Source organism: Microbacterium sp. NPDC056044 (assembly GCF_042267145.1).
In the GTDB taxonomy this organism is placed as follows: domain Bacteria; phylum Actinomycetota; class Actinomycetes; order Actinomycetales; family Microbacteriaceae; genus Microbacterium.
Genome location: NZ_JBHJWZ010000005.1, coordinates 219,645 through 233,592, shown reverse-complemented (window position 1 = coordinate 233,592; position 13,948 = coordinate 219,645). Strand labels below are relative to the sequence as shown.

Below are 13,948 nucleotides of genomic sequence, written 5' to 3'. Positions count from 1 at the left end.
CCCGCATCGAGACCGTCACCGCGGCACCCCCGCTCCTTGCCGGGGAGGTGCGCGCCCTCGATCTGCAAGAGGCGTGGCCGCTCTTGAGGAGCGTACCGAGGAAGGGGACGGGGCTCGGTCAGACCGACGGATTCCGAGACGTCAGCCAATCGGAGACGATCGTCTGCCAACGCTCGGGGTCGGAATTCCAGGTCATCGTGTGGGCCGCGTCGAATTCATTCAGTCGAACGAGATCCGGGCGGATTCCGGCCAGAGTGCGGGCGACGTCAATCGGCGCCGAATCGTCTCGCGTGCCATGAAGGATCAGCGTCGGCTTCGTCAGTTCGCTTGCTCGGGCTATCCAGTTCAGCGCGCCGAGCGGGATCGGCCCCGCGAGTCCGCTGGCACGAGCGAGGGGGGCCAGCGAGAGCCATGGCACCGCAAGCCAGCCCGCAACGGCGGGGAGACCCGCTCGCGCACAGTTGGCCTTCACGGTCGCGATCCAGTCGAGCACGGGCGACTCGAGGACGAGCGCATCGACGTGCACCGAGTGTGTTGGGTGCGCTGCGAGCTGCAAGGCGATGGCGGCGCCCATCGACCACCCGAAGAGGACTATCCGTTTCGCGCCGTGGTCCACGGCGTATTGAACTGCCACCGCGACGTCATCGACCTCGGTGGAACCCAGTGTGGACCGCCTGTTTCCGAGCCAGGGCCCCTCGCCGTCGTTGCGGTAGGTCACCACGAGTGACGTGTAACCGAGCGTGGTCGCCGCTCGTGCCCCGCGAACCGGTCCGGATCGGGAACTGCCCATGCCATGAATGTGAATGGCCCAGACCCCCGAGGACTCCCCTTCGATGAGCCAGGCTGGCGCGTCGCCCACATTAATCGACAAACGCACCTCCCCCGCGTCGAGGTCAGCTTCCGCGGGCGTCATGTAATAGATCCCGCTCCAAGACACGCGATCGCCGATCGCAGGAGCCAGACCGGCCGACAACTTCGTCACACGCCGCGCGACGCGATCCGGCCCTCGTTCCACGACGTCCGCCCCGAGCTGCGCCCATCCACCACCCTCGAACAGGAGAGTGTACGAGCCGCGGGCGACCGTCTGCCGGGTCCGATCGAGAACCACCACGACACCGGCGTCATCGATCTCGACCCCCCGAATCAACAGATCAAAGGTCCGCGCACCTGGCGGGGCGGTCAGCCTGCGAGCAATGGCCGCGCCGACGCCGAGTGCCGATGCGGCCACGGCACCCAGCATCCCTCCCACCATGCTCAACGTGCGCACTCGCCCGCCCCGATCTCTCGTCCACGACGAGAACTTCTCACCGCGCACTTGAGCCAAGCAGATGTGCCTCTGCGCGCTCGAGCAGTTGACGGTCCTCGCTGGTCGGATCAAATTCGACTCGTGGGTCAATCATCGCGTCCCGGATCTCGACCACCTCGCGATGAAGCACGATCTCGGGGTCCTCGAGCCGGATGGCGGTGGCATCCCGCTGCCTGAGTCCCGGTCGAACTCGAGTCGCAGCATCCCAGAGCGGAGTGAGTTGCCGAACGAAGATCTGAGTCTGCATCAGCCTCCTGCGCTCGCCCATGTAACGAAGAGCCGGCTGACCCGCCAGACCGACGCAGAGGAAGACGAAGGTGAGGAGGAACAGCGGAGCATACAAGATGCCGACCGCGACCATCAGATCGAGATTCCCGGCGAGATGAGCAATGTCCATAACGATCACGACGATGCTCAGTGAGACCCCGAGCACAGCTCCGATGATCAAGGAGCCCGCTGGGATCCGCTGAATGCCGGTGCGGAGTCGGAACTGTCGGATCGCGACCGCCGCCATGGCGGCGACGACGATGCCGTAGTAGGTGAACTGAATGATGGAGTACGCCGCCGCGGCCGGTTGGCCGCCGAGGTCGAGCATGAAGTTCGTTGTCGTCGAGCCCGTGTTGATGAGAGCGAAAGCAACCACCAGACCGACAAGTGCGACGACGAGGGTGACCGACCCGAGTGCGATTCGGACCGGAAGCGGCCGATACTCGGTAGCGCGCATGATGCCGCGACCGAGGAAGAAGACGCCGATCATCAAGGCGGCGTCCGCGATGAGGGTCCCGATGTTCGACCCACCGAAAAGCGCGTCGACGGGCGCGTACACGGCGTCAACGCTGAGCGTCATGGCGATTGCGATAGTGATGGCGGCATAGGTGATGCTGCGTTCGGTGCGCCGGCGGCGCAGGATCAGCAGGCTGACGACGAGCGCCCACATCAACACCGCAATGACGGCTTGGATCATCCGAAGATCTCCAAGTACCGCGACTCCGCAAACGCCGACCCACGGATCGCTGCGGCGAGGTGGTCGGCGAGCGACTCGGCGGCGACCTCGCTCTCGCAGTCGAGATCCTGCCTGGCGAGGAGCCGGCGACGCGTATGCGGCGGGATGTCAGGAAGCAGGAGGTCGTCCACGGAGCAGTCGTCGTCATCGCCGTGACCGAGGATCATATGCGCGAATTCATGGAGGACGAACTGCTGCCGATGAAGAACCGAGTCGCTGTGCGCATGGAGCACGAGATCCTCGAGGTCCTTGATGAGCCACAACGCGCAGATTCCGTCATGCTCGCCAAGTTCAGCGAGCTCGACGATCCGAAGCGTTCTCCCGCGGCGCTCCTGGAGCACTCCGACAAGCTCGTCGAAAGTAAAGGCGCTGCCCAGCGAGAGGTCTTCCACGGCCGTCGACACGGCCTGTTCGATGTTCACGTGTCTCACTCCCATCCGGGAGCATGCGCACGGAGGGTCGGCGAGGACCGACGTGGGCATTGCTCAGGTTTGGTTCATTTCCTCATCCAGAAACTTGCTGATCGCTTGGAGCGCCCTCGGCGAGACATCCCCCAACGTTCGAGCGGCGTAAGACTTGACGCGCGCTGCGCGCATCGAGCGGATGAGGTCGAGCTGAGCACTGACCTTCTCCGGCGTCTGTGCGCCTTCGTCCCCGAGCAGGAAAGGCGCGTCCACGTCGAAGAAGGCCGCGAGGCCGTCGACGATGATCGGGTCTCGGACGTACCGGTGTCCGTTGACCATGTACGTCCAGCGCGATCGCGAAAGGCTGGCTCCTCGCGACTCGAGAAATGCCGCGATCTCTGCGTAAGTCGGCTCGGCGCCCGACTCTGCGATGGAGACGTCGAGCAGGAGCCTGAGGCGTTTGGCCAGATCCTGCGCCGCTGCCTTGTTGTCGTCTTCCGTCATTCCGCTGGACCACCCTTCGCCCTCGGGCAAGGCAAGGCATCGTCGCTCGACTAGGTGTCACAACCATCGATTGGGCATGCTCAATGTACTCGTTGATCATGCTCAAGACAATGGTTGCGCATGCTCAAACCGAGTGCTAGACCAGAGTCAGGACAATTTGAGCATGCTCAACAGGAGGCGATGACAGCAAGGATCCCAGATGTGGGGCCAGCGCCCGACCTAGGCCGCTGGCTCTTGAACCGTCGCTTGGAGCTTGTACTCTGAGCCCTCGAGCCTGCACTCTCGCACTTTGATGACCCCGCTGAGGCGGTGCGGTCACGCGAGGTGCCTCATCTGCTCCCCATGGAGCACCTCAGTGTCATGGACGCGCCGCACGGAAGGCGCGTCGTCGCTCAGGAGAGGGTGCTCGTCGTGTCCGACCAGATGGCAAAACCAGACTCCGAATCAAAGCTGAACGAGTTGCACGAGCGACTCGTCCGCTCTGTCGAGGCTCTGATCGAGTCGGACGACTGGAAGCGAGCGCTCGAGTTCGCAGTTCATTTCCGCTCGCGTTCTTTCAACAACACGTTGTTGATCTGGGCGCAGCACGCGGCCGCGTTCGAGGCAGGAACGATCGCCGAGCCCACGCCGACATATGTTGCCGGCTTCAAGCAGTGGCAGGCGCTCGGCCGCAGCGTTTCAGCAGGCCAGCACGGTTACATGATCTTTGCCCCGCGGACAGCACGGTTCGCGACGACCACTCCCCTGGACGCCTCGTCATGGCGTCGGCTCGCGCCACGCGAACGCCCCCGTCCTGACGAAGCGGTGCGATCAGGCATCACCGGCGCACGGACCGCGTACGTCTGGGACATCGCGCAGACAAGCGGTCCACCCATCCCAGAAGCTCCGCGACCCGAGCTCCTTCGAGGCGAGGCACCTGCCGGTTTGTGGGTCGGGCTGGCAACGCTGGTCGAAGACGAAGGTTTCAGTCTGTCGATGGTCGCCGATGCGCCCTCCCTCGACGGCGCCAACGGACGGACAGACTTCTCTCGGAGGCATGTCACGGTTCGGGAGGACATGGATGCTGCCGCGCGGACGAAGACCCTGGCACACGAGCTCGCTCACATCCGCCTGCACGGGCCGGACCACCCAGCGCTCACACACCGCGGCATCGGAGAAGTAGAGGCTGAGTCCGTCGCGCTCATGGTCGCGGCCGCCCACGGGATGGACACGCAGGGTTACACAATCCCGTATGTCGCCGGATGGGCCACCGCTGTTCCTGATGCGGATGCCGTCGCCGTTGTCCAACAGACCGGAGAGCGAGTGCGGCGCGCAGCGGTCGCCATTCTCGACGCACTGCCCACTGAGCAGGTCAGTGCAGGCGACCCTCCCGGCCTGGATCGCCGCGGGCATACGCGGGAACCGGTTCGGCAGGCACCCTCCTCCGCTCCGCGTAACGCGGTGCCAGCCTCAGCCCGGAGCATCGCGTGAGCATCGCCGAGGTGCTGTTGGCCGTAGCGCATATGGACACGCACCGCGCGGCCATCCGATTCGCGGCCTCGGGGGTGCCGGTCTTCCCCTGCGAGCCAGGCGGGAAGCGACCGTTGACCGGGGCAGGATTCCTGGACGCCACACGCGATGTCGACCAGGTCGACGCATGGTGGCTCCGCTCGCCCCATGCCAACATCGGGATGCCCACTGGCACCCGGTCGGGTATCGATGTCGTCGACGTGGACGTTAAGTCCGACGGAACAGGTTTCGCCATGTTCCAGCGTGCCGCAGATGCAGGCTTGCTCGACGGAGAACTTGCTCGCGTTCGAACACCATCGGGCGGGCTCCACGCCTACTTCCCGGCCGGGCCGACTCCGCAGCGCTGTTGGCAGGCTGCTCGCTCCCACATCGACTTCCGCGGCGACGGCGGGTACGTCGTCGTTCCCCCTTCAGTCGCAATCGCCTCGAGCGGTGCGAAGCGGTACAGTCCTATGTCGCTCTCCACTGCTCCAACGCGGCCCGTCGATGCCAGCGCTCTCCGCGACTTCGTCGACCCGCGGCCCGTTCGCCAGATTAACCAGGGCGCTGCCGCAGTCAGCGGCGAAGTCCTCTCGCGGTGGGTCTCCCGCTTGCGAGAGGGCGAGCGTAACCACGGACTGTTCTGGGCCGCGTGCCGAATGAGCGAAGCAGGCGTGATCGCGGACGCCATTGTCGAGGTTCTCGGTCCGGCTGCCAGCGTCATCGGCCTCGAGCCGAGGGAGATCGAGCGAACCGTCTACTCCGCGTGCCGACACACCCACTCAAGCCAGGCCATCGCGGGCGTGAGCACGGTCGGCGACGCCCCGCCGCGATCACAACTGTCGACGTCGATGCGGAGCTTTCCATGAGCCGCGCAGGCGGTGGGATCCGGCTCGCGATGCTGACCGCGGTCGTCGGAACCGTCTTCATCGCGGGTGGCGCCTTTTGGCTGTCGTTCACCTCACTGGCCGACCTCGCCCGGCGCAGCGGTTTACGTGTCGAGCAGGCCTGGGCATGGCCTCTGATCGTCGACGGAATCATCGTCGTGGCGACGGTCGCCGTCGTCGTCCTCGCGGGGACTCGCGCGGCATGGTATCCCTGGATGCTGCTCTTCGCCGGCGCCCTGATCTCCGTCATCGGAAACGCTCTGCACGCCGTTGTCACCGCAACTTCGGAGGTGCCGCTCGTGCTCGCGGCTGCGGTGGCGGCCGTGCCGCCGCTCGTGCTGCTCGCCATCACCCACCTCACTTCGGTGCTTACCCGCCATGCGTCCACAGCGGCGCCCCACGAGTCCGCTATTGATGTCGAGCGCCGACCGGCCCGCGTTGCCGGCGAAGAGCTGGAGCTGCACGCGATCGCCGCGCAAGCTTCGAGCGCACTGGTCAAAGCAGGTAGGGACGATGCGGCGGAGCTCCGCGCATCCGGGTGGTCGAACCGCGCCATCGCCCAACGACTCGGCGTCCATCCTTCGACCGTCGGCCGCTGGCTTCATAACCAACTGCCCGCCGCAGTGGCACAGAACGATCTCGTAGAAGGGAATTGAGCGATGAACGAGACATCGGACATCGACGAGGAGGGCACCCTCAGGCCACTCTCAGAGCGCGAGGCGATGGAGCTGTTCGCGGACGACCAGCACGACCACGTCGGCTCCCATCGTGTACCGCTGAACCGCACCGGCTTCGATCGTGCCGCGGTCGAACAGCGCCTCCGAGAGGACGTCGAATCACGGCCCGGCGTCGCATGGGTTCGTCTGTCGGACCTGATCAGCTCCGGAACCGGGAGAATCGCGGGTCGCGGCATCGACTTTGAGGCGGAGCTCGCGCGCAGGCTGAGGCATCCAGCAGAGGTCGCTCGACAGGCGATCCACAATCGCAGCTCGTCGCTTCCTCCGCTCGATGCATTCGGGCGGAGCCGGTCGCGCGTCGCGCGAGACTCGCTCGGGCGGAGTTGATCAGGGATGTCCTTCTCCGGCGCGGACTCGGCCCCCTCGACAGACGAATTGCACGGCGTGCGCACCTCTCAGCCAGGAGGTGCTCGCATGTCGGAAGCAAGTCACGCCAAGAACGTCACTTTCAAAGACTCGGAAGGTCTTCGAGCGGTACTCGATCGCATGGACACTGCGGACGGCACGGCGTGGCAATCGGACCGTGAGGTCGCCGACCTCATGAGCTACGCGGCATCCCGATACGCCGCCCTCGCTCGCAAGCACGGGCTTGACCCGTGGGAGGCTGCCGCTGCAGCGTTCGATGCTATGCGGGCAACGTCGACTCGGCGTGCGGAAGACCCGTGGGCCATCGTGACACGTGCGGTGCAGGTCACGTGCATCGCCGAGGAACGGGCGCGCGGACTGATGTGTTCCGTCCACCAGGCGCGACGGCCCCGCTACTCGGTATTCCACGACGCCGAGCGATTCAGCGATCGAGAGAACGCCCTGGTCGACTACCACCCCGCGTTCCGAGTTCAACCACCCGACTTCGACGCGCCGGAGGAGTCAGCCGCGGTCGAATCAGCGATGGAAGACGCGATCGCGCTCTTTGCGCTGGTGGGCTGGCCGGCGGACATCGCTCGCGCCGGCGTCGAATACGTGTGCGTACGACTCGCTGACGCCACCTCACGCGCAACTGCTTTCGAGCAGCTCCGCCGAGACCACGCGGCTCGAGCACTGCTCGATGTTCCGCAGACGGCCTGGCGTGCGATGCTCCGTACGCTGCTCGGCAGCCCTGACCCAGTGCAGGAGCACACAGCGGTGGGCCGCGGCATCCTGCTCCGTCTCCTCATCGGTGAATCCCTGGAGTCACTGCTCCATGACGATCGCCTGCTTTCCGGGCTTCTTGAGAACGTGCCCTGCCGACGACCATGAATCAGCAGGGGCACATCGAGCTCGATCGGTCCGTCGACTCCATCCGCGTCGGGTCGCGGCACCGCGCCGACCTCGGTGACATCGACACTCTGGCCGAATCGATCGAGCGGCAAGGACTGCTGCAGCCCATCACGGTCACCCCCGAAGGGGTTCTCGTCTGCGGCGCACGCCGACTCGCCGCCCTCCGCCAACTCGGCGTCCGCAAGGTCAGTGTCTGGGTACGAGCCGGCATCTCCGACCGGCTGACTCAGGTGCTTGCCGAGCAGGATGAGAATGCCCTGCACAAGCCGCTGTCGCCGACCGAGGCGGTCGCGCTGTATCGCGAGTGCAAGGCACTTCTCGCAGAGGAGGCTGCGCGGCGCCAGATCGCATCCCGTTTCAGCACTACAGAGAAGCCCGTTCCGCCTGACGGCGCCGTTACGCTAACGGCACCGTCGAAAAGGAATGATGGCGACACCAGAACCCGGGCCGCGCTGCTCGTCACCGGTCGTCGGTCGTTCACAACGCTGGAGCGAATCGGTCGACTGCAGGACATCGCCGACGACCCATCGCTCCCTGCTGAGGTGCGCCACCACGCACAGGAGGAGCTCGATGCGGTCGAGGATGGCGCACCTGTGCTCCCGGCCTTCCGTCGGGTGAGTCAGGACCAGGTCCTCACCGAACTCGATGGGATTGCCCACTCGGCCGTCGAATCCTCTGAAGCGCAAGGAGCTGCTGTCCATGCAGCGGCGAAGATTCGCGCCGGCGTGGAGCCGTCGTGGGGTGAAGACCCAAAACAGTTCGCCGTGAGAGCACTGGGCCGGTCACAGCGACCCAACGCATCGACCAACACTCCTCAGCGAGCCTCAGCAGCTGAGCTCAAGCGTTTCGTCTTCACCTGGGGTGACCTCGTGGACTGGTGGGAGGATTTCGACCCGTCTGTCATCGCTGCCGGTCTCACGAGAGATGAGTGGCACCGCTTCGAGACAACCCTCGAAGGCAGTCTGCGCTTCGCGGATCGGGTCCGCGAGCTGCGCGACGAACCCCCCGCGACGTCGCAACGCGCGAGCTGATCTCGAGCCGAGGCAGGCCGCGCACACCTCTTCGTCGACAGCTGAATCGACTGGACGGGACATCTCATGCACGCTCAGCGCCGGCGCCGGATGTTCATCGCGATGGTGATGGTCGGCGCCGGCATCCTGGCTCTCTTGATCGCAGTCGGTGTGTACGGGCTCCTCCAAGGACCAGCGTCCGCTCGGACAGCGTCTTCGCCGACTTCAAGCGGAAGGACCGCACCCGCCGCGCCAGCGATCGGCGAACCAAAGACTCCAACCGCGAATACCAGCGCAGCGACTTTCGCTCGCACCGTGGCGCTCACGCTGTTCCGCTGGGATACACGCGGCTCGACAGGGCCGGCGGACTGGGCTCAGGCACTCATCGACGTCGCTGATCCGGAGGAGGCCGCGGGACTCGCCTCAGACGTCCGCACGTACCTGCCCTCCATCGAACAGTGGGAGCAACTCAAGCTCTACGGAACACGGCAGTGGCTCGCGATTCGTTCCGCAGAGGTTCCGGAAGCGTGGGCGACGGCCGTCGCGCAGGCAGCCCCCGGCCAGCTGCCTCCAGGGGCGATCGCGTACACGATCAGCGGCGTGCGGCATCGCGAAGGGATCTGGGATGAGGCTGTGATCGCAACAACATCCAGCGAAGTCACGTTCACTATCTTCTTGGCCTGCCCGCGCGAGGGCGATTGCAGTCTTATGCGTCTGTCCCGCTTGAACGAGCCGCTCGAGTAACACGATGTCGAAGCTTGTCGGCAGCCTTCTCGTCGTCGTACTCATGCTCCCGTCGTTCGGGTTGATCGTGGTCGCGACGCTTCTCAGCCCGGCGCTCACGTCTTGCTCGGCAAACAGCTTGGTCGTCGGACCGATTCCGGAGTCACTGACGGCGCGGACGCGCGACGGTCACTCGATCACTCTCAACAGGCAGCAGCTCAGCCACGCCGCCACGATCATGACAATCGGCGCTCAGACCGTGGGCGTCGGCCGCCCCGGAGTGGTCATTGCGTTGATGGCGGCTCTGACCGAGTCGACGCTTCGGATGCTGTCGAACGCGGTCGCCTATCCGGAGTCGGTAACGTACCCCAACGACGGCGACGGCTCGGACCACGATTCGCTGGGACTCTTCCAAATGCGACCTGCATCGGGGTGGGGTTCTGTCGTCGAACTGATGGATGCGTCTTACCAAGCGCGCGCCTTCTTCGGCGGCCCCTCAGGACCCAACGGAGGGTCGCCGCGCGGGCTCATCGACATCACTGGCTGGCAGTCGCTCGACCCCGGCGTCGCCGCGCAGCGGGTCGAGGTCAGCGCGTTTCCCGACCGCTATCAGAACTATCAGCCCGTCGCCGAGGCGATCCTTGACGCACTCAGCGCAAGACCGTCACCGACCGGCAAACAGGATGGAGTGCGCGTCCCGGAGACGACACGAATTGTGTTTCCGCTTCCGTCTGGCACGTACACCGACACCTCGAGCTACGGATGGCGCACCGACCCGTTCACGGGCGGGCGAAAGTTCCATGAAGGCAGCGACCTCGCCGCCGCAGGTGGCACTCCGATCCTCGCGATTGCCGACGGCGTGGTCACGTTCGCGGGTCGCCGCGGCGGGTTTGGAAACTTGATCATCGTCGAGCACACCGTCGACGGCGAACGCGTCGCGTCTTTCTACGCCCACATGAGGGATCACGGCATCAACGTTGCTGCCGGCAGCACCGTCACTGCCGGTCAACACATCGGTGACGTCGGGTCATCGGGACGCTCGTCGGGCACTCACCTTCACCTCGAGATTCACCCAGGTGGCCCGGCGCATCCCCCAGTGAACGCCGTCGAATGGCTCGCCAAACACCAGGCAGAAGGTGAGTCCGGCGGGACGGTCGTCCCAGCAGATTGCGTCACGACCGCACCATGAGAACCAATGTCTTCCCTGACTTCGGTGCCGTCGGCGGCGGCGCCGCCCAGCTTCGCGACATCGTCGGCGCCTTGATGATGTTCGCGCTCATCGCATCGGTACTCGTGCTGATCGTGTGTGCCGTGACATGGGCGCTGGCGACCGGGTACGGGCACTTTCAGACCGCCGCGCGGGCACGACTCGGCGTGTGGCTCGCATGCGGCACAGCGGTACTTGCCGGTGCGGCTGTCGCTCTCGTCAACTTCTTGCTCGGCGTCGGGGCGGGCCTTTAGTCACCTCGCCACCGGCGGCAGGGTTGGCGCTCCTTCCCTTCGACACCACTCCGAGCGGCGAGGAGCACCCCGTGATCGACATCGACCCGAACGCAACAGGTCTTCCAGGCATCGAGCAGCTGCGCGTCATCGTCGGCGCGGTGATGACGATCGGCCTCATCCTGAGCGTGCTCGCGCTTATCGTCGCGGCGATTGCCTGGGGGTTCGGCGCCAACTCGTCAAACCCCCATCTCTCCTCGCGGGGCAAGCTCGGCGTCCTCGTCTCATGTGGCGCGGCGATCGTCTGCGGTGCCGCCGTCACCCTCGTCAACTTCTTCTGGGGTGTCGGTCAGACCGTCTGACCAGCGCTGCGCGCAACCGAGGCCGAGTGCCATGAGCGTCTGCGATGTGCCGATCGTCGCCACCGTGTGCGATGCGGTGGGCGAGGGCACAGCATCCCTCATCACAGCTCCCTTCGACTGGCTTGCCTTTGCGATGGGGTCGGCCGCTGCATGGCTGTTCGAGGCAGTCTGGAGCGCGTTCGACAGCACAACGCTCGTCGATGTGAAGGCGCCTGGATACGTCGACGTGTTCAACGTGCTGTTCGGGGTCGCCGTCTTCGTCACGCTCATCTTCTTCTGCTTCCAGCTCATCTCTGGACTCATCCGGCGCGACCCCAGTGCGCTCTCGCGAGCAGGGATCGGCCTGGGCAAATCGATCCTGGGCTCGTTCATCGTGATATCGCTCACCGGTCTGCTGCTGGAGGTGACCGACCAGCTCGCGATCGGCATCGTTCACGCGACAGGAAACACGATGTCCGGCATCGGGGAACGCATCGCCCTGCTCGTCGCGGGCCTCGCCACCCTCAACATCGCGACTCCCGGAGTGGGCGCGATCGTCACGATCTTCCTGGCGGGACTCGCAATCAGCGCGGCAGCAATCGTCTGGTTCTCGCTCCTCATCCGAAAGGCACTCCTGCTCGTCGCTATCGTGTTCGGCCCAATCGCCCTGGCGGGTTCGACCTGGGATGCGACGAAGGGATGGTTCGGAAAGTGGACTGCGTTCGTCGTCGCGCTGATCCTCTCGAAGCTCGTGCTGGTCGTCATCTTCCTGGTCGCGGTGGCTCAGGTCGCGGCCCCTATCGATGCGGATCTGGCCTCGATCAGCGATCCGATCGCGGGGATCGTGCTGATGTTCATCGCCGCTTTTGCGCCGTACATCACTTACAAGTTCATCAGCTTCGTGGGCTTCGACATGTACCACGCGATGTCGAGCGAGCAAGAGGCCAAGTCCTCCCTCAACCGACCCGTTCCGGTACCGACAGGACCGATGGCGGGCAACGCAGCTCAGATCCTCAGCGCCACCGGAAGGAGAGGCGCCGCGACGCCGGGCGGAACCGCAGCCGGCGCGGGCGGTTCAGCTGGTGCGGGAGCCTCCTCGGCGGGGGCAGTGGGAGCCGGCATCGCGGCAGGTGCAGCTGTCGTCCACGACACGGCGACAGCGGGACCGAAGGCAGGTGGCGCCATCTCGGGGGCCGCCACAGCTCAGGGTCAGGATGCCAGCAGCTCGGGTCCGACCTCGCAGAACCCGCGCGGCGTCGGTCGTGTGCGTGAGGCTCCGCCCGGAGTCGCGGCGCCGGGGCACCACAACTCGGCACCCCGGCCACCAGTGAGAGTTCCGCCGCGACAAGGAGAGATGCGACCATGACCCGACAGGAACAGGGTTCGAGCTTCCAACCCGTGCCCGTCCAGTTCTCGCGGCTCACTCGCCGCGGCATCCTGCTCGGCCTTTCCCTTCCACAGCTCATCGGCGTCGCCATCGCGCTACTCACGATCGTCGTCGCGCTCTACATCTCGGGAGCCGACGCCGTCATGTGGACAGCGCCGATCTGGGTCTCGGCAACGGTTGCTTCGGCCGTCCCAGTTGGCGGTCGAAAGGTCGTCGAGTGGACGCCGACTATCGCCCTGTGGTGTCGGCGCGTGCTTTCCGGACAGCTCACCTATCGCAAGCGGATCGAGCGACCCCGCCCGGCAGGCACCCTCGCCCTCCCAGGCGACGCCGCGTGTCTCCGAGAATGGGTCGACGCCGAGTCCGGTGCGGTGATGATCCACGACCCGCACGTGCAGACCCTCACCGCAGTGCTCACGGTGTCGCATCCCGCTTTCGCACTGCTGGACCCCGCGGAACAGCATCGGCGGGTCACGGGGTGGGGTCGCGTGCTCGCGGGCGCATGCCGGTCCGGGCGAATCGCGCGATTGCAGGTATCCGAGCGGACGCTGCTCGATTCGGGTACTGGGCTCGACGAGTGGTGGGATCGGCACGGTGTGGACGACGCCGGCTGGGCCGCGTCGACCTATCGGGAGCTCATTGAACGCGCGGGCCCAGCAGGCGAGCGTCACTCGACGACGATCACCATCGCCCTCGACCTCCAGGCAGCGACCAGACCGATCCGCGCCGCCGGTGGAGGGATGCGCGGATCTGCTAGCATCCTCCGCCAAGAGATGGCCGCTCTGACCGCAGCGCTTCGCGCCGCAGATCTTGCAGTCGGAGAGTGGCTTGGTCCGGGCCAGCTCGCCGCGGTACTGAGGTCGGCATACGATCCGGCGAGCAGTCTCAGCCTCGACCGGCATCCGTCAATCGGAAGATCGCTTGCCGACGCAGGCCCCGTTGCCGTCGTCGAAAGCTGGGACCGGCTGCGCAGCGACACGGCGCACCACGTCGTTCTGTGGATCAGCGAGTGGCCGCGGTCGCAGGTGTACCCCGGGTTCCTCTCGCCCATCGTGCTGTCCAACGGTGTGCTGCGAAGCCTGTCCATTCACTACATCCCTGTGCGGTCGGATCGCGCCGCGCGCGACATCCGCCGAAAGAAGACGGAGCTTCTCAGCGACGCCCACCAACGCCAGCGCATCGGACAGACCGAGGATGCCGCCGCGACGGCTGAGTTCGAAGACGTCCTGCAACAGGAAGCCGACCTGACCGCGGGCCATGGCGTACTGCGAACCATTGGACTGATCAGCATCTCCGCTCCGAGCCAAGGGGAACTCGACGCCGCGGTCGCCACCGTCGAGCAGGCCGCGATCCAAGCGTCCTGCGAAACCCGTCGGCTGGTCGGTCAGCAGGCACAAGCATTCGCTGCCGCCGCGCTCCCCCTGTGCCGGCCCACATGAGCCGGCTTCCCTGCCTCAAAGA

16 protein-coding genes are annotated in these 13,948 nt (G+C 65.7%); 12 read left to right on the top strand and 4 right to left on the bottom strand.

What is annotated here, in order from left to right; all coding sequences use genetic code 11:
• Nucleotides 1-118: 118 nt before the first annotated feature.
• From ACFC1I_RS15935 to ACFC1I_RS15920, 4 genes are all read right to left on the bottom strand, one after another.
• The gene (locus tag ACFC1I_RS15935) at nucleotides 119-1,240 is read right to left on the bottom strand and encodes an alpha/beta hydrolase family protein (protein ID WP_376011407.1); all 1,122 of its coding nucleotides are present in this window, start codon (nucleotides 1,238-1,240) and stop codon (nucleotides 119-121) included.
• 64 nt (nucleotides 1,241-1,304) lie between these two features.
• On the bottom strand, nucleotides 1,305-2,270 hold the full coding sequence (locus ACFC1I_RS15930; protein ID WP_376011404.1) for an MAB_1171c family putative transporter: 966 nt from the start codon (nucleotides 2,268-2,270) through the stop codon (nucleotides 1,305-1,307).
• Nucleotides 2,267-2,731: a hypothetical protein gene (locus tag ACFC1I_RS15925; RefSeq protein WP_376011401.1), complete on the bottom strand. Its 465-nt coding sequence runs from the start codon at nucleotides 2,729-2,731 to the stop codon at nucleotides 2,267-2,269. The genes ACFC1I_RS15930 and ACFC1I_RS15925 overlap by 4 nt, the downstream gene beginning before the upstream one ends.
• A 63-nt stretch (nucleotides 2,732-2,794) precedes the next feature.
• On the bottom strand, nucleotides 2,795-3,217 hold the full coding sequence (locus ACFC1I_RS15920) for a hypothetical protein (protein WP_376011398.1): 423 nt from the start codon (nucleotides 3,215-3,217) through the stop codon (nucleotides 2,795-2,797).
• A 342-nt stretch (nucleotides 3,218-3,559) separates the two neighbouring features.
• Between ACFC1I_RS15920 and ACFC1I_RS15915 the strand changes: the two genes are divergently transcribed.
• From ACFC1I_RS15915 to ACFC1I_RS15860, 12 genes are all read left to right on the top strand, one after another.
• Nucleotides 3,560-4,687: an ArdC-like ssDNA-binding domain-containing protein gene (locus tag ACFC1I_RS15915; protein ID WP_376011395.1), complete on the top strand. Its 1,128-nt coding sequence runs from the start codon at nucleotides 3,560-3,562 to the stop codon at nucleotides 4,685-4,687.
• The gene (locus tag ACFC1I_RS15910; RefSeq protein WP_376011392.1) at nucleotides 4,684-5,574 is read left to right on the top strand and encodes a bifunctional DNA primase/polymerase; all 891 of its coding nucleotides are present in this window, start codon (nucleotides 4,684-4,686) and stop codon (nucleotides 5,572-5,574) included. The genes ACFC1I_RS15915 and ACFC1I_RS15910 overlap by 4 nt, the downstream gene beginning before the upstream one ends.
• A complete protein-coding gene (locus tag ACFC1I_RS15905) occupies nucleotides 5,571-6,248 on the top strand; it encodes a DUF2637 domain-containing protein (RefSeq protein ID WP_376011390.1) in 678 nt (225 codons plus the stop codon). Before ACFC1I_RS15910 ends, ACFC1I_RS15905 begins: the two co-directional genes overlap by 4 nt.
• Nucleotides 6,249-6,251: 3 nt before the next feature.
• Nucleotides 6,252-6,656, top strand: a complete 405-nt coding sequence (locus ACFC1I_RS15900) for a hypothetical protein (RefSeq protein WP_376011388.1) — start codon at nucleotides 6,252-6,254, stop codon at nucleotides 6,654-6,656.
• A gap of 87 nt (nucleotides 6,657-6,743) precedes the next feature.
• On the top strand, nucleotides 6,744-7,565 hold the full coding sequence (locus ACFC1I_RS15895; protein ID WP_376011386.1) for a hypothetical protein: 822 nt from the start codon (nucleotides 6,744-6,746) through the stop codon (nucleotides 7,563-7,565).
• Nucleotides 7,562-8,617, top strand: coding sequence for a ParB N-terminal domain-containing protein (locus tag ACFC1I_RS15890; protein WP_376011384.1), 1,056 nt, complete (start codon nucleotides 7,562-7,564; stop codon nucleotides 8,615-8,617). The genes ACFC1I_RS15895 and ACFC1I_RS15890 overlap by 4 nt, the downstream gene beginning before the upstream one ends.
• Before the next feature lie 294 nt (nucleotides 8,618-8,911).
• A complete protein-coding gene (locus ACFC1I_RS15885) occupies nucleotides 8,912-9,340 on the top strand; it encodes a hypothetical protein (RefSeq protein ID WP_376011382.1) in 429 nt (142 codons plus the stop codon).
• A gap of 4 nt (nucleotides 9,341-9,344) precedes the next feature.
• Complete coding sequence (locus ACFC1I_RS15880; RefSeq protein WP_376011379.1) at nucleotides 9,345-10,508, top strand: M23 family metallopeptidase; 1,164 nt, start codon at nucleotides 9,345-9,347, stop codon at nucleotides 10,506-10,508.
• On the top strand, nucleotides 10,505-10,780 hold the full coding sequence (locus tag ACFC1I_RS15875) for a DUF6112 family protein (protein ID WP_376011376.1): 276 nt from the start codon (nucleotides 10,505-10,507) through the stop codon (nucleotides 10,778-10,780). Before ACFC1I_RS15880 ends, ACFC1I_RS15875 begins: the two co-directional genes overlap by 4 nt.
• A gap of 71 nt (nucleotides 10,781-10,851) precedes the next feature.
• Nucleotides 10,852-11,121, top strand: coding sequence for a DUF6112 family protein (locus ACFC1I_RS15870; RefSeq protein ID WP_376011373.1), 270 nt, complete (start codon nucleotides 10,852-10,854; stop codon nucleotides 11,119-11,121).
• A 31-nt stretch (nucleotides 11,122-11,152) separates the two neighbouring features.
• Nucleotides 11,153-12,466 (top strand): conjugal transfer protein TrbL, encoded by a 1,314-nt coding sequence (locus ACFC1I_RS15865; RefSeq protein ID WP_376012094.1) that lies wholly within the window; start codon nucleotides 11,153-11,155, stop codon nucleotides 12,464-12,466.
• A complete protein-coding gene (locus ACFC1I_RS15860) occupies nucleotides 12,463-13,926 on the top strand; it encodes an SCO6880 family protein (RefSeq protein WP_376011371.1) in 1,464 nt (487 codons plus the stop codon). The genes ACFC1I_RS15865 and ACFC1I_RS15860 overlap by 4 nt, the downstream gene beginning before the upstream one ends.
• Nucleotides 13,927-13,948 lie beyond the last annotated feature (22 nt).